At 65.2% G+C, this 16,167-nt stretch carries 10 protein-coding genes and 1 pseudogene; 8 read left to right on the top strand and 3 right to left on the bottom strand.

Annotation, left to right across the window (positions count from 1 at the left end; genetic code table 11):
• Positions 1 to 32 precede the first annotated feature (32 nt).
• Together GJ654_RS02350 and GJ654_RS02345 are read left to right on the top strand one after the other, a co-directional pair.
• Complete coding sequence (locus GJ654_RS02350) at positions 33 to 800, top strand: class I SAM-dependent methyltransferase (RefSeq protein WP_155444475.1); 768 nt, start codon at positions 33 to 35, stop codon at positions 798 to 800.
• Between the two features lie 61 nt (positions 801 to 861).
• Positions 862 to 2,094: an acyltransferase family protein gene (locus GJ654_RS02345; protein WP_155444474.1), complete on the top strand. Its 1,233-nt coding sequence runs from the start codon at positions 862 to 864 to the stop codon at positions 2,092 to 2,094.
• Here GJ654_RS02345 and GJ654_RS02340 read toward each other — a convergent pair.
• Positions 2,002 to 2,796, bottom strand: coding sequence for a methyltransferase domain-containing protein (locus tag GJ654_RS02340; RefSeq protein WP_155444473.1), 795 nt, complete (start codon positions 2,794 to 2,796; stop codon positions 2,002 to 2,004). The genes GJ654_RS02345 and GJ654_RS02340 overlap by 93 nt on opposite strands.
• Here GJ654_RS02340 and GJ654_RS21065 point away from each other — a divergent pair.
• A pseudogene (locus GJ654_RS21065) lies at positions 2,713 to 3,960 on the top strand (acyltransferase family protein); the annotation flags it as partial. The gene GJ654_RS02340 and the pseudogene GJ654_RS21065 sit on opposite strands and share 84 nt — an antisense overlap.
• A gap of 138 nt (positions 3,961 to 4,098) precedes the next feature.
• Here GJ654_RS21065 and GJ654_RS21060 read toward each other — a convergent pair.
• Both GJ654_RS21060 and GJ654_RS02325 read right to left on the bottom strand, forming a co-directional pair.
• Complete coding sequence (locus GJ654_RS21060; protein ID WP_155444471.1) at positions 4,099 to 5,250, bottom strand: acyltransferase family protein; 1,152 nt, start codon at positions 5,248 to 5,250, stop codon at positions 4,099 to 4,101.
• 84 nt (positions 5,251 to 5,334) lie between these two features.
• Entirely contained in the window at positions 5,335 to 8,994 is a 3,660-nt protein-coding gene (locus GJ654_RS02325) for an autotransporter domain-containing protein (protein WP_196305403.1), read from the bottom strand.
• A gap of 356 nt (positions 8,995 to 9,350) precedes the next feature.
• Between GJ654_RS02325 and GJ654_RS02320 the strand changes: the two genes are divergently transcribed.
• From GJ654_RS02320 to GJ654_RS02300, 5 genes are all read left to right on the top strand, one after another.
• Positions 9,351 to 13,001 carry a tetratricopeptide repeat-containing sulfotransferase family protein gene (locus GJ654_RS02320; protein ID WP_155444469.1) on the top strand — a complete coding sequence of 1,217 codons (3,651 nt, stop codon included), beginning with the start codon at positions 9,351 to 9,353 and terminating at the stop codon, positions 12,999 to 13,001.
• A 179-nt stretch (positions 13,002 to 13,180) separates the two neighbouring features.
• Positions 13,181 to 15,076 (top strand): autotransporter domain-containing protein, encoded by a 1,896-nt coding sequence (locus GJ654_RS02315; RefSeq protein WP_155444468.1) that lies wholly within the window; start codon positions 13,181 to 13,183, stop codon positions 15,074 to 15,076.
• Between the two features lie 87 nt (positions 15,077 to 15,163).
• The gene (locus GJ654_RS02310) at positions 15,164 to 15,433 is read left to right on the top strand and encodes a DUF2312 domain-containing protein (protein ID WP_264586089.1); all 270 of its coding nucleotides are present in this window, start codon (positions 15,164 to 15,166) and stop codon (positions 15,431 to 15,433) included.
• A gap of 147 nt (positions 15,434 to 15,580) precedes the next feature.
• Complete coding sequence (locus tag GJ654_RS02305; RefSeq protein WP_155444467.1) at positions 15,581 to 15,850, top strand: hypothetical protein; 270 nt, start codon at positions 15,581 to 15,583, stop codon at positions 15,848 to 15,850.
• Positions 15,847 to 16,158: a hypothetical protein gene (locus GJ654_RS02300; RefSeq protein WP_155444466.1), complete on the top strand. Its 312-nt coding sequence runs from the start codon at positions 15,847 to 15,849 to the stop codon at positions 16,156 to 16,158. Before GJ654_RS02305 ends, GJ654_RS02300 begins: the two co-directional genes overlap by 4 nt.
• Positions 16,159 to 16,167 lie beyond the last annotated feature (9 nt).

The following is a 16,167-nucleotide window of genomic DNA, read 5'->3' as shown; positions in this document are numbered from 1 at the left end:
CCAATGTGGCCCGGTCGCATGCCGGAGCCCCGATGACGCAAGCCCAGGACCAAGCCTATAAATACAACGCGTCCGACGCCGAGTTGAACGCATTCGTCAAGTCGTTCACCAGCCGGGTGGGCGACGGCGACATCGAGGAGGATTACCTCGGTCTCCTGCGCGTGTTGGCGCACTGCAAGGCGGGGGGGCGCTTCCTCGAAATCGGAGCGGGCCTGGGGCGCATCGTCGACCTCGTGAAGGCGAAGGCCGGCTTGATGGTCGCGCTCGAACCCGACGTGGAGCGCTTCGCCGCCTGCCACAGGGGCCATCATGACGAGGCGAAAGTTCGCATCCTCAACGGGACAAGCGCCGATTACCGCGCCCGCCATCCCGAAGACCGCTTCGATCTGATCATCGTGTCGATGGTGCTCCAGCACGTCGCCACCGATGTCTGCGCCGCCCTTCTCGACGATCTCGCCGCCCTTCTCGCCGTGGACGGCGTCGGTGTGGTCGCAACCACGCATTTCCTTGAGGAACGTTTCACCACCCAGCGGGAGCCTGCGTGTCGCGGCAAACAGGCCTTCGACGCCTATGCCCACGACATCGCCGGCCAGCACGCGGGCATTCCGGTCCGGCTGTTTTCGCAACAGTCCCTCGCCGCCGACATCGACCGGGCCGGCCTGACCATCGTGAACCAGCGGCCGTTCTGCTATTTCCGCCCCGAAGCCCTGCCCTTCTTCGCCGGCCTCTACGGGGTCGACGCCGACCGGTTGCGCGACTGCGCGGCCAGCCAATATGGGGTGGTCGCCCGCAAGACCTGAGCTTCACGCTTTACACGGCCCCGCCAAGCTGGTTTCTCTGGCTTGGCGATAAGGGGCGAGCATGGGCGGAGCATTCGGGAGGTCGGCGAAGATTGGCGATATCGAGGTGCTTCGGGCCGTCGCGGCGCTTTTCGTCATTTTCCATCATCTGTCCGGAAATCTGATCGTCTGGCGCAGCCACGCGCTGGAGCGGATCGAAGAGCATTTTCAGCTCTGGATCGGCGTCGATCTGTTCTTCGCCATTTCCGGATTCGTCATCGCCCGCGGCCTGCTGCCGTCGCTCGCCGCGACGAAAGGCGCCGGCGAGGCGCGGCGCACGGTTCTGGCTTTCTGGGTTCGGCGCGCCTTTCGCCTGTTTCCCGCCGCCTGGCTGTGGCTGTCCGTCAGCCTACTGGCCTGCGCCTTCTTCAACAACTCCGGCGCCTTCGGCGACCTGAGGGAGAACGTCTGGGCGACGCTGGCCGGCGTGTTCGACTACGCCAATTTCCGCTTCGCCGACAAATTCGCCCACGGCTCCTATTACGGCGTCAGCTTCGTCTACTGGAGCCTGTCGCTGGAGGAGCAGTTCTATCTGCTCCTGCCGCTCCTGGCGCTGCTGTTCCGCCGCTGGCTGTGGATCCCGCTGACGCTGCTCGTCCTCGCGCAGTTTTCGACGATGCGCGGGCCTCTTCTCATGAGCCTGCGCATCGACGCGGTGTGCCTGGGCGTGCTCATCGCCATCTGGTCGTTTCGCCCGAGCTACCGCGCCGTGGCGCGATGGTTCTCTGGGCACAGGCGGGTTGCGCGGGCGGCTCTGGTGCTGACGCTGCTGGGCTGCGCCACGGCGCTGGCCTCCTCGCCGCTGCAATTTTTCCGCTACCGCATCGGACTGATCGCGCTGTGCTGCGCCGCCCTGGCGCTGCTCGCCTCGTTCGACTGCGATTACATTTGCCCGCCCGGCGCGTTCAAGCGGGCGATGGTGTGGATCGGCGCGCGCAGCTACGGTCTCTATCTCATCCACATTCCCGTCTATTTCGCCACGCGCGAGCTGTGGTTCCGGCTGACTCCGCCCGGGCCCCTCGGATTTGACGCCTCTTACACGCTGCGCTTCTACGCCACGGCCGCGCCGCTGCTGTTCCTCCTGGCGGCCCTGAGCTATCGCTATTACGAGACGCCGCTTCGCGCCTATGGCGCGCGTCTGGCGGAGCGCCTGCGCGGGCGCTCAAGCGCAGACCATCACCGCGCCCTTCATCCGGCGCCCGGCGTGGTCGTCGCGATGGACGACGTAAGGCCAGACGTAGCCGATGTCCGCTAGATCGGGGTCGAGCGTCACGACGGAAGAGAAGCCGGCGCGCGTAAGCCGGCGCAACAGGTCGCCCTCCCCGAACATCCGCATTTCCAGCACGGCGCCCGGTCCGCCGTGAAAATGCAGCGCGGTGAAGGATTCCGGCGTTCCATCCTTGCGGACATTGTTGAGGAACCAGTGCTCGCCCACCTGCGCCAGCTTCCATTCGTGAAGATGGGGGAAATGTTCGATGGTCTCGTCGCCTTCCAGATAGGGAACGGAAAAGATCAGCACGCCGCCCGGCTTCAGGGCTTTTCGAAGGTTGCCGAAGGCGGTGTCGAGGTCGCCGGTGACATGCTCCATCACATCGGTGCAGACGATGAAGTCGCAGTCGCGGTCGGAAAAGGTCGAGAAGTCGAGCAGATCGACGAGCGGCTTCTTGTGGTAATACGTGTTCCGGTATGAGAAAAATCGCTTCAGAGTCTCGGAATATTGCTGCGCGTCGGAAAAGCCGAAGCCGCGAATCTGGCGAAGGGCCGCCGCGTCGCGTTTCAAATCCCGTCCCTTGATGACGTGATCCTGCACCGCGCGAAAAATGCCGCGCAGCCGCGCGTTTGAGCCGCAGCCCGCGCAAGGGATGAGTTCGCGATGAGCGAGGGCGGGATCGAACGCATTGCGCGTCCCGCACAGATTGCAGACGAAATTCATGGCTTTTCCCTTGCAGCGGGCCATTGTCGGCGGTTCCCCGGGACTAAGTCAATCGCGACAGGCGGACGCAGCGCAGCCCTCAGGCGCGACCTTGTCAGCGCACGCGCCGCCTGCGACCATCGCCAACTCGAAATGGCGTCAGCGCCGCGACGCGGGAGAGGGGTTTTGCAGGAGAAGGCTGGGGACCGGAAAGGAATTATCTCGGACATTGAGGTGTTGCGCGCGGCGGCGGTGATGTTCGTGCTCTACCAACATCGAGGCTTTCTGCTGTTCTGGAACCCGGGGCAAGACGGCGTCCTCGCCTTCTGGGGCGGCGTGGACATGTTTTTCGCCGTGTCGGGCTTCGTCATCGCGCGCGGCCTGCTGAAGAGCTGGCGCGCTTCGAAAAGCCGCGCCGAACTGGTCGCCGCTTTCGTCGCCTTCTGGATTCGCCGCGTCTGGCGCATCTGGCCGACCTCGCTGTTCTGGATCGGCGTGGTGTGCCTGCTGTCGCCGCTGTGGGGCGGGCTCGCGGCTGGCCTGCCCTCCATTGTCGCCGCCGCGACGGGCGTGGCCAATATCGAGCAATATGTCGCCGGCCTGTCGGCGCTGCATTTTCCGCCGCTGCTGCATTACTGGAGCCTGTCGCTCGAAGAGCAGTTCTATCTCTGCCTGCCGCTGGTCCTGTTGCTGTTCCGGTCGCGCAAGAGCTGGCTGGCGCCTGCCCTGCTGCTTTGCGCGCTCATCCAGATTTTCTTGCCGCGCCCGATGTGGAGCCTTGGGTTCGCCTTGCGCTCGGACGCGCTGGTCCTCGGCGTGCTCATCGCGCTCGCCGCGGAGCGCCGCCATTATCGCCTGCTGCTCGAACCCGTGTTCTTCAAGAACCGTCCCTGGCTGTCGGTGACGGCGATTCTTTTTCTGCTGTTCCTCAACGCGGCCTTCGCCTCCGGGCGGGTGCTCCCCTTCTCCATCGGCGCGGTCGGTCTGGTCTCGGCCGTCATGGTGTTCATCGCCTCGTTCGACCGGAATTACCTGTTCCCGCCCGGCCGCGCGAAAGACGTTCTGGTCTGGATGGGGTCGCGCTCCTACGCCCTCTACATCGTCCATCTGCCGGTCTATCTGGCCACCCGCCATATCTGGTCGGCGCTGGCGCCCGCCGGCGCGACGCTCGACGGAACATTGACCTTGCGCTTCATCCTGACGGCCCTGGTCCTTTGCGTCGGCCTCGCCGAATTGAATTTTCGCTTCCTCGAAACGCCGCTGCGCCGGCGCGGCGCCGCGCTGGCCAAGGCCTATTTTGAAACCCGGACGGCGGCGCTGTCGTCTTCGGTCGAACCCGCTGCGCCGTCAGGGAAGGGCGTCGGCCATCAGGCGGCCCAGACGAATCCCAGGCCGCTCGATCAGAACATAGGTCAGACCCGCGACCGGAATCAGAACGAGGAAGGTCAGGATCGCGCAGGCGATATATTGAACGCCGCCGTCGTCGCTCAGAGCAAGGACGCTCTTGTACAGGGGCTTGAAATTCATGATCAGCGGGAGATGAACCAGATAGATGGAATAGCTGAGCGTTCCCAAAAAACAGGTGAAACGATTGACCAGCAGGCGTGAGGGCGCGTTCATCAGCCCGACCAGGAACGCGCCGAAAATGATCGACTGTTCGATCAGCGGCCAAGGCAGATGCGTTCTCGCCAATTCCGTCAGACCGTCGCCGCGCCACAGATAAAAGAAGGCCAGCAGCCCGAGGAGCGCAGCCAGCAGCAGGCCGGCGCCGATTTCGCGGGATCGCTCCAGTTTTTTCAGCGCGAAGCCGCCATGGAACGCGATCACGCCGATCATGAAGACAGGCAGGAAACGGGCGAAAAAGATCAGGTCGAACGTCGGATATCTGGTCAGATGTGAAAAATACGACGCCATGAGCCAGCGCAGCCCCGCGTCGAGGGGCCACAACAAAAGCGCGGCGGCGATCCAGGCCGCCACGGACCGCTCCAACGTATTCACGACCAGGAAAATCGCGGGAAACAGCACATAAAAAACCATTTCGACCCCGACGGACCAGCCCGCGTAAACAGCGCCGATCTGGTATCCCGGCAACAGGTTGAAGAGAAAGCTCGCCGTGAGAACGCGCCCGAAAAAATCGCTGGGCGGTCCGAAATCGGGGCCGAGGCAAGACAGGACCGTGAAAACGTAGAACAGCGGCGCGATGCGAAAAAATCGGCGAATGTAGAATTTTCGCGAGGAACGGTCTTTTCGGCGCGCGAGAGCAAAAAAAAGAGAAAAGGCGCTGGCGACGAAGAACAGGGAGACGCCCAGTGCGCCGAAGCCGACAGGTTCGAGCCAGATCGGCAGGGGCGAAGCGCCGATCCCCTCCAGCACGATTTTGAGATGGAAGACCATGACCCAGAGCGCGGCCATGCCCCGGATGGCGTCGAGAAAGTCGAGCCGTTCGGTTGCGCCCCCGGACGGCGCGACGAGATCTGGGCCGCCGCCAGCGTCGCTCACGATCCACTCCGCTTGAATGAGGCTGTTTTCGTCTGTGCGCGCGCCAGCATTGTTGTCAAGCTGTTTCGCTCTGAGGAGTCGCGCTCACCACGCCTTGCGGATCTGCCCGGTCGCTCCATAAAAATTCGCCGTGCGCGCAAATTCGCCCTCGAATTTGGCGGAGACGGTCCAGCCGTCGCCGACGGAATATTCGGCGCCTGCGGTGACCAACGCGCTGTCACGCGCGGGCGCCGCCGAACAGACGAGGAAGGAGGGCGCGGAGAACGAGGCGAACGACACGCTCGACAGTCCCAGATTATAGAAATTGTGGGCCCAGGCGAGGCGCCCGTAGATTTTCAGCCCGCTGGAAAAAGCGGGCTGGAGCAGGTCGAACCGCGCGCCGAGTTCGACGCGGTCGTCATAGGCGTCGCGTCCGCCGTAATTCAGCGAGAAGGCCGCGTCCGCGCCGAAGCTTTCGCCGAAGCCTGGCAGGAACAGGCCCTGGATCTGGTTGGCCGCATAGGGCGTGACCGACAGCGCGGCGTAAACCGGAAAGGCATAGCCGGCTTCGAGCCGGTTCGAGACCATGCCCGCCTTGAACGCGCCGCGCTGCGTCCCGACGCCGGCAAGACTCCTGTTCGTGGCGAAGTCGAAGGCCGTGAAGGCGAGACCACCGGTGACATAGGCCGGGCCCGAATGCAGCGCGCCATAGACGCCCGCCTGGACCATCTGCGCGGAGCCGCCGCCCCTGCCCTGCCCCAGGCCGAACGCGGTTCCGCCGCCGCCGATCGCCACGCCCACCACGGCGTTGGGCTCGACGCGATAATCCGCGCCGGCCGCATAGCCGTAGATCGAACCGACATTGCGCGCCGCGCCGCTGGCGGCGTCGCCGGCATAGCTCGCGCCGCCGCCATAGCCGCCCGCCCAGAACACGGGGGAATTCGCCGTGGGTGCGATGGATTGAAAGGCGGCGCCGTCACGAATGGGGGCTTCGGCGGAGGGCATCGCGCTTCCCGCCGCCGCTCCGCGCCCGTCGGCATGCGGATCGAGCATGAGGCTGAGGAACAGATCGCCGGCCTTGATCGCAAGAGGCTCCGCCGCGCCCTGCTGCTGCCCGGCGACCTGGTTGACCGCCGCGTTCAAAGCGGCGCCGGAGAGAGCGCCCAGCCCCTGGATGGGCGCCGGCGGTGTCGCGCCCGTGAGGAAATAACCGTTCAGCGCATTGGCGGCGCTGATCGCATTGCGCGGCGCCGCCGGCGCGAGGTCGAGCCATCTGATATAGGCGGGGATGTTGAGAAAAACGTTTTTGGCGTCGTAACCGAGGTTCGGAGCGGCCATCAGCCCGCTTTGCGTGACGGAGACAGCCGGGTTGAAGGTGTCACGGAGTCCCGCGGTCGCGGTGAGGATCGTAAAGGTTTGGGCCGCGTGAGCGCCGAGCAGGACGCCGGGTGTCACCGAAACCGTCGCGCCGCCAAGGATCGCAGCGCCGTTGACCTGGGTTTTCGAGGCCGCAGTCGGAGAGAGCGCGATGGCGTAGGTGGCGCCCGACGCGAAGGCGACATCGCCATTGACGGTAAGCGCGCCGACCGAGCCGCCCGGCGCCAGGGTCGCGCCGGATTCCAGCTTGACCGGACCCGAAACGGCGCCATGACCCGCCAACACCCCGAACACATCGACGCCAGCGCTGGTCAGCCGCGCGGACGCTTTGGCGGCGTCGCCGACTTCGAGTTTCGCGCCGGGCGCCACCGTCACGTTTGTCGCGCTGTTGGCGCCATTGAGGGTCAACGTTCCCGATGCGACATTGACCTGATTGACGCCTGAAAACCCGTAGGGCGCGCCATAAGTGAACGTCCGTCCCGGGCCGGGGGCGAAATTCACCGTGTCGGCAGCGCCCTGTCCCACGATATCGCCGGCGAGCGTTCCTCCGGAAACGGTCAGCGTGTCGGCATGGGCCGACAATTTGACGGCGCCGGACAGCAGGCCTCCGGCCTGGCTGATCGTGACCGGGCTGGTGGCGGCGCTCGCGTCGATCGCCGCCACCGAGCCGATGATCGTCCCGGTGTTCACAATGGAAGAACCGGCGGCGAAACCGACGTTGGCGCCGATATCGATGCCGACCGGAGCGGAAATGGCGCCGGAATTGACGACGGCGCCGGACCAGTTGGCGACACCGGCCAGCCTGAGGCCGGCGACATCGCCGCTATAGGCGCCTGGACCCGAGACGGCCACGCTGATCCCGCCGGAATTGGTCAAACCGCCGTCGAACCGCGAAACATTGCTGACCGAGACGCCCGCAACATTGTTGACCGTTCCGGCATTGCTGGCGGTGACAGCGATCACGCCCGCGTTCGACACGCCGCCGGCATAGGTCTCGATGGAAATGGCGCTCGACCCGGTCACCGGGCCGCCCACGCCGACACCGTAAATATTGCCGCCCGCGCCGGTGTTGGCGACCTCGACCGCGATCCGCCCCCCCGCCTCGTTGCTGACGCCGCCGGAAGAGCTCACGAAATTCTTCACGGCGACGCCGGCGAGGCCGAAGGCGACCGTTCCTCGATTGACGACATTGACGCCGATCGTTCCCGCGTTGAGCACGCCGCCCTCGAAACGGGCGGTGTTGGTGGAAAGGGCCGTCGCGCGCGTGCCGCGAACCCCGAGGCCGGCGGCGCCGACCGACGTTCCGCCAACGTCGTTGGTGAAGTCCACGATGACGACGCCATCCCGGCTGTTGACCACCCCGCCGGTGAATGTGCTCACCCCGTGCAGCGACAGGCCGCCGGCGGCGCCTCCGGTGATGACGCCGGAATTGAAGACGACGACGTCGATCCATCCGCTGTTGGCGATGCCGCCGGTAAAGAGCGATCCGCCGAGCGCGCCGGAGCCGGTGTTGTAGGAGCCGACATCCAGGCCCGCCGCCCCGGCGATCCTGCCGCCCGCGTTGATCTCGGTCACGGAGATGACGCCGGCGTTGCTCATCCCCCCGGAGAAGGACGAGACGTTCCAGACGCTGATCCCCGACGCCGTCACCGCCGCCGTGACAGCGATCACGCCAGTCTTCGCATTCGAGAGTCCGCCGCTGACGGCGCCGGAATTGAACGCCGCCACGCCGACCGCCGGATATCCGTTGACTGTGTCCATGGTCGCCGTGATCGCGCCCGAATTTTTGACGCCGCCGCTGAAGGTCGAGGCGTAGGCGGCGACGACACCCCATTGCCGGGCGGAAATCGTTCCGGCGTTGCTGATGCCGCCGAGCAAGGTCGGGCCGCTGACCAGAACGCCCGGCTGGTCCGTGCGGATCGCGCTTCCGGCGTCGATCAGGATTCCGGCGCTGGTCGCATTCACCGTCCCGCTGCTGACGACGCCGCCGTCGACCGTGGCGCCGGCCAACCTGAGTCCGACGCCGCCCGAGATCGTTCCGCTGCTCGACAGGCTGCCGGCGACGCGAGCATTGACCAGACTGACCCCCGTGGGCGCGGCGATGACGCCGGCATTGGCGACCGAGCCTGAGACGGCGGCGTTCCTGACGAGTATTCCGACGCCCAGGGGGGAGCCGGGCGTGACGGCGCCGGTGGCTTCGTTGGCGATATCGCCGGCGACCGATATTCCCGAGGCCTGGATGCAGTGGATGGCCGCGGCATTGCTGTGCGGGAACGGCCCGGCGTAGCACCCGCCCGGAAGGGACTGCGCCAGCGCCGCCGGCGCGCCTCCGCCGATCAGAATCGCCGAAAGCGAGCAGCAAGCGAGGAGCGGTCGGGAGGTATTCATTTGGTTGGTCTGCCAATGCGTTGTGGGCAAGATCGGACGCGCGCGCCTAGTGGTTGAGCAACCCGGCATTTGCTCACAAATCAACATATTGGGCCAAGTCGAGCCCGGGCATCCGTAAAACTACGGAGCGCCGCGTTTGCGCCTGCGGACGCTAGGCTCGCATGGCTTCGACTGCAGCCGATTCTTTGAAAAAATGGCGTTCGATCAAGACCTAAGCGACAGTGTTGCGAATTTGGCGCGACCTCGGGGAATTCGGCGGCCCGGCTTTGGCCTGCATTCTCTCAGGGCTCAGGGCGGCGCCTTGCCTTTTGCTGCGAATTGCCGCGGATTAGGGCGGATTTTGGAGGGCGAACAGCGTGACGGGAACCACGGGCCTCATGCCAATCGGCGAGGCGCTCGACTATGCGGAGAGATGCCGGGCCGAGGGGCGGCTGATGGAGGCCGAGGCGATCTGCAAGCAGATCCTCGCGACGCAACCCGATCTCGCCGCGGCCCATCACCTCGCCGGAGTCATCGCCCATCAGGCGGGACGACTCGCCGACGCCATCGCGAACGTCCAGCGCGCCACCGCCCTCGCCCCCGATGTCGCCCTGTTCCGCGCCAATCTCGGCGAAATGTTCCGGCTGTCCGGGCGGCCGAAACAGGCGGTCGAAGAGGGGGTGAGCGCGACCCGGCTCGACCCCACAATGCCCGCGGCCTGGAGCAATCTCGGCGCCGCCCATTACGACCTCAAAAATTTCGAGGCGGCGGCGCGGGCGCAGCAGAAGGCGATCGAGGCCAATCCTCAGTTCGCGCCGGCGCATTGCAATCTCGGCAACGCCTTTTACGGTCTGAAAGATTACCCGAACGCCATCGCCGCCTATCGGACGGCGGTCGCGCTCGCCCCCGATTACGCCGACGCCTGGGCCAATCTCGGCACGGCGCTGCACCACAATGGCGATTACGCGGAAGCTTTCGTCTGCCTGCGCCGCGCCATCGCCCTCGCGCCCGACCACGCCAATGCGCGCGCGGGCCTTGGCATCCTGCTGCTGATGCGCGGCGATTTCGCCGAAGGGCTCGCCGAATATGAATGGCGGCTTCGCTCCAGCGCGCGCAAGGGCTTGCCCCAAAAACCCTGGCGCGGCGACAGTTTTTTCGAAAAGCATGTCCATGTGCAGGCCGAACAGGGTTTTGGCGACACGCTGCAATTCGCGCGTTACGTCAAACTGCTGGCGCCGCGCGCCAAAAAGGTTTCGTTCCGCGTGCACCCGGAATTGGCGGGGCTGATGCGCGAGAGCCTGCCGGAGATCGACGTATACGGCGACAGCGGCGACCCGCCGCCATATCACTGCGATTTCGCGCTGATGAGCCTGCCGCACCTGTTCAACACGCGCCACGAAACCATCCCTGCCGATCTGCCGTATTTGCGGGCGCCCCCGGCGGCCGTCGAAAAATGGCGCGCGCGCCTCGCCGGCCTGCCGGGACTGAAAGTCGGGATCAACTGGGGCGGCAATCCCGAACACGCCAACGATCACCGGCGCTCGCTCGAGGTGACGCATTTCGCGCCGCTGCTCGACGTTCCCGGCGTCTCCCTCGTCAGTCTGCAATTCGGCGCCCGCGCCGCCGAGTTGAAAAAGCTCGCCCCCAAGGGGAAGGTGCTCGACCTCTCCCGCGACCTCGGCGATTTCGCCAGTACTGCGGGGGCGGTGGCGCATCTCGATCTCGTCATCTCCGTCGATTCCTCCTGCTGCCATCTCGCCGGCGGGCTCGGCAAGCCCGTGTGGATATTGCTTTCGTGGATCGCCGACTGGCGGTGGCTGCTGGAGCGCGAAGACAGTCCCTGGTATCCGAACGCCCGCCTGTTCCGTCAGCGGAACGAAAATTGGCCAGCGGTGATGGCGCAGGTTTGCAAATCCTTGCGCGCGGCGGCGGCAGGCGACGCCTCCGCGCTCATGCCGTTCAAGGCGGCGCAGGAGACGCGCGCAGCCCACGCCCGCGCCATTCTCGCGCTCGAAACCCGCCGCGCAAACGCCGCCTCCCCAGCCCCCGAGGCGGGGCCGTCCGAGCCCGACCAAGCCGAGGCGCTGCACAACCTCGGCGTCGCCGCGCATCAATCCGGCCAGCTCGCAGACGCCATCGCCCATCTGCGGCGGGCGACCGCCATTGCGCCGGACCGCGCGCTCTATCATGCGAACCTCGGGGAAATGCTGCGGCTGAGCGGCCAGCCCGAAGAGGCGGCGTCGCAGGCGCGAAATACGCTCGACATCGACCCGAATTACCCCGAGGCGCTGAGCAATCTCGCCATCGCCCTGTTTGACCTCGCGCGCTACGAAGAAGCCCTCACTGCACTCGACAAGGCGGTGGCGCTCAGCCCGAATTTTGCCCGCGCGCACAGCAATCGCGGCAACGCCCTGCAGCGGCTCAAGCGTTTTGCCGAGGCCGAGCCCGCCTACAGGCGCGCGTTGGAATTGGACGCGCATTTTGCGGAAGGCTGGAACAATCTCGGCACGTGCCTGCGCGAATTGAAGCGTTTTGTAGACGCCATTGCCGCCTACCGAAAGGCGCTGGCGCTGAAACCGCACGATCCCGACATCCTCGACAGTCTGGCGCTGGCGCTCAAGGATTTGGAAAAGTTCGACGAAGCCGAAGACATGTTTCGGCGCGCGCTGGCGATCGGAGACCGCGTCGAAAAAATCCATATCCACTATGGCGCCCTGCTGGCCGACTGCAACCGGATCGGCGAAGCGGAGCGGGAGGCGCGCGCGGCGCTGGCGCTTGATCCCGACAATGGTGACGCCATAAACCTGCTGGGGCGCGCGCGCTTCGAGCAGGGGGATTTCGAAAGCGCGCTGGCGTGCTTCCACCGCGCCCTCGCCCTCAATCCGAAGCTCGCCGAAGCCTGGAACAACATGGGCAACGCGCTGAAGGATATTGGGAAATTCAAGGAGGCCGAAGCCGCCTATCTCAAGGCGATCGAGATCAATCCCGATCTCGCCGGGGCCTATTTCAATCTCGCGGATTCCCGCACATTCACAGCCGACGATCCGCGCATCGCCCAGATGGAGGCGCTGGCGGCCCGTCCGGACCTGTCAGCGACGGATCGCCTCCAACTCGATTTCGCGCTGGGCAAGGCCTATGCGGACCTGAAAAATTTCGAAAAATCCTTCGGCTTTTATCTGCGCGGCAATGCCGCCAAGCGCGCCGCCATCGATTACGACGAGACTCAAATTCTCGGCCTGTTCGACCGCATCGAGGCGGCGTTCACCCAAGAAACGCTGGCGCGTCACGTGGGCCTCGGGCATCCCTCGGATCGCCCGATTTTCGTCCTGGGCATGCCGCGCTCCGGCACGACGCTTGTCGAGCAGATCCTCGCCAGTCACCCCGGCGTCCACGGCGCCGGCGAACTCATGAGTTTCAGCGAGGCCGTCGCCGAGGCGGGCGGAGCGTTTCCGGATTTTTTGGCCGCCGCGAAGCCGGGCGACCTGCGCCGCATCGGCGAAGCTTTTTTGCAACGGCTCCTAAAAATTGCGCCAGAGAGCGCGCGCGTCACCGACAAGATGCCCTCGAATTTTTATTTCGTCGGCCTGATCCATCTGGCGCTGCCCAACGCGAAAATCATTCACTGCCGGCGCGACGCCATCGACACGTGCCTGTCCTGCTTCACAAAACTCTTCTCTGCCGAGCAGAACCACACTTATGACCTCGCCGAACTCGGCCGCTACCATCGCCGCTACGAAAAACTGATGGCGCACTGGCGCGCGGCGCTGCCGCCGGGCGCCTTCCTCGATCTCGATTATAAAGACGTGGTCGAGGATGCCGAAGGCGCAACGCGAAAGCTTCTGGATTTCTGCGGCCTGCCTTTCGATCCGGCCTGCCTCGACTTCCACCTGACCGCGCGCCCGGTGCGCACGGCCAGCGCGACGCAGGTGCGCAAGCCCGTCTATCGTTCCGCGGTCGGGCGCTGGCGCGTTTACCAGAACAGCCTCAAACCACTGTTGAACGCCCTCGACCTCGATCCGGGGTCATGAACCCGGTCTTGACCTTTGCCTTCACGCGCTCTCCGTAATCAAAAGCAGGCCTTTTGGCGCCCAAAAGCTTCCCAAGGGCAGCAATTCAAGTAAACTCTTCGTGAAGTGGTCCGACGCGAAAAAGGCGGGGCCGCGCATGGTGTCGTCATATCTTCTGCCTGGGGAGGCGCGGTTCTAGCATGGTCGCCAAAATCACGAACCTGAATCCGCGCCGTCGCACGCGCGCCCTGGTCGCCGCGCTGGTGGCCGGCGTCGCGCCGCTCTCCGCAGCCCACGCGCAGCATTACTCATCGATCGTCGCGTTCGGCGACAGCTACGCCGACATCGGCAATATCCAGAAAATTATGGCGACGACCCCTGGCTTCGGCCCCACGCTCGCCGCGATCAACTTCATCTATCCGACAGGCCGTTTCAGCGGCGGCACAAACTACGTCGACTCGCTCTCGAGCATCTACCGGATCCCGCAATCGAATTACGCGCTCGGCGGGGCGCAGACCGGAACCGGCAACGATTTCGTTGGCCTGCCCGGTTTCGCCCAGGAGTGGCAGGGCTTTGTCGGGGCCGGCGGCAAGATCGCCCCGAACCAGTTGGTGACGCTGGACATTGGCGGCAATGACGCGCGCGACTATTACCAGTCCGGCGGCTCGATGGCTGGCGTTCCCGCCGCTGCGGCCACTTCGGTCACCCAGGCCATGGCGGGTGTGAAGGCGCTCACCGCCGTCGGCGCCAAGACCCTCGTTTTCGCCGCCCTCGATGTCTCCCAGTTACCGGAAGCGGCCAAATATTCGCCTTCGGCCGTCGCCGTCGGCGCCGCCTACAGCCAGACCTTCAATGCGGCGATGCAGCAAAACCTCGCCGCCGTCGCCGCTTCGGGAGTCCGGGTCGAATATTTGGACGGCACGCGGCTCCTCGCCGAAATCACGGCCAATCCCGCGGCGTACGGACTGCAATCGGCAGGGGCCTGCCCCACGACCTGTCTCGGCAATTCCGCCCTGCAAGCGCAATATCTGTTCTATCTTGATCAGTTGCACCTGACCTCGGCGGGCTTCGCCATTGTCGCGGACTATATCGCCAATCGCCTCAACGCGCCCCAAACCCTGGCCGCGACCGCCAGTTCGGGCGTCGGCGTCACCAACGCCTTCGTCTCGACCCTGTTTGGCCGGCTCGACCTGTTCAACGGCGGCGCGGCGCCGTCGGCAAGCCGCGAGCTCGCCTCCACCAAGGGGCCGCCCGGCGTCGAGCCGAGCCCCTGGTCCGCCTTCATGCAAGTCGACGGCGCCGTGGCAACGCGCGGAAACGCTGGCGATTCGCTCGGCTACAACTGGTATGGCGTCGGCGGCTCCTTCGGCGTCGAATACCGCCTCGCGCCCGACGCCATGATCGGCGCGGCCTACCATTTCTCCAGTCCCAGCGTTCAGCTCAACCAGAACGGCGGTAAATTCGACGGCGTCGCCAACCAACTGGGCGTCTACGGCGCCTACGACCTGCGCAACCTGTTCTTTCAAGGGCTGTTGTCCTATGGCTGGGTGAACTATGACAACACCCGCCCCGGCGTGATCGACTCGATCACCTCGCACCCCAGCGGAACCACCTTCGCCGCCGCCTTCAAGAGCGGCTATCTCTTCGATGTCGCGCCGTCGATGCGCCTTGGCCCGATCGCCGGCCTGACTTACGCCCGGGCGGATTTCAACGGCTACACGGAAAGCGGCGACCCGGTTCTGACCCTCAACGTGAAGGCGCAGAACGCCGAAGCCCTGCTCGGCAGCGCCGGTCTCCAGGCGCGCGGCGCCTTCGCCTGGAACCGCACGGCCATCGACGCCTATTTCAACGCCACCGCCGAGGATTATTTCAACGGTGTCAACCGTTTGATCCAGTACAGCGCCGTTTCCGCGCCGCTGATCGTCAACACCTGGACGGCGGCCGGCGCGCCCAACCATGCGTTCGCGCGTCTCTCGACCGGCGCGAGCGCGCGCGTGACCGGCGACGTCGCGCTGACGATCAATCTGTCGCAGACGCTGGGGCAGCCGGGCGGCGACGGTTTTGTCGGGTCCGGCGGAATCAAGATCGCGTTCTGAGGTTCTCCACATCTTAAAATGACCCGTTAACACACTGGTGACCTTCGCGACCCTAGCCTCCCTTGCACGAATCGAGGGAGGCCAACCGTGTCGGACAGTCTGGATGTTACAGGTGAGCGCATTCGCACCATTGTCGAGCGCATCGAACACATCGAGGAAGAGATCAAGGCCCTGAACGAGGGCAAGAAGGAAATTTTTGCGGAAGCCAAGGGCGAAGGCTACGACGTCAAGGTCATCAAGGAGATCATCCGCCTGCGCAAGCAGGACAAGGACGAACGCGACGAGCATGAGACCCTGCTCGACCTGTATCTGCGGGCCATGGACTCCTCGGAGCCGGAACAGTCGAAAGCCGCGTGAACCCGAGAGGTCCCCGCCATGAACATCCCCTGACGCACGCGCCCGGGGAACTGCGCGTTCGGCGCCGACGGCGAAATCGGATATAGAGCCCTGATGTTCCTCTCAGGCGAGGTCGGGCCCATGGCCGCGACCCTAGAAGGCGAGACCATGACGCGCATCGTTGAACATCGCAGCGCTCTGCCTTTCGGAGCGGTCGTGGAGATGCGCGTCCACGACGTCGACGACGCGCCGGCGCTCGCGACGCTCTCCGTCACAAAATTCGGCGCCTCGTTCGACCCCGACGCGTTTCCCCACCCGCTTCCGGCGGCGGAAGCCTTGCTGGCGGCGCTCGACTATGCCGAGAAGGCCGGGATCGCCTGCGTGTGGATCGATGATCCCGGCGGACGCTTCCCGCCGAACATGCGCCCCGCGCGATGACATCGACCACGCCCGAAACGACGCGGCCTCCGGCGATCCTCTGGAATCCCGAACGCCTCCCCAACGGCGGCGACTGCATCGTGGTGCAAGTCCATCAACACAGCCGCCATCCGCTGACGCAAACGCTCGCCTATGTCAGTCGGCCAGATTCGGGCGGCAGGGTCGCATTCGTCGCCTCCGACGACAACCCGCCGATCAAATTCGCCTTCAACCAGGCTTTGGCCCTCGCGGAACGCGAAGGGATCGGCGCGATCGCCATCATCGATCCGGTCGGGTTCGGCTGGCTGGAGCTCAAGGACGCCGTTTGATGGTTTTGC

The organism is Rhodoblastus acidophilus, from assembly GCF_009720655.1.
GTDB lineage: Bacteria > Pseudomonadota > Alphaproteobacteria > Rhizobiales > Beijerinckiaceae > Rhodoblastus > Rhodoblastus acidophilus_A.
Note: the sequence above shows the minus strand (reverse complement) of the source record. Positions and strands in the feature narration are given on the sequence as shown.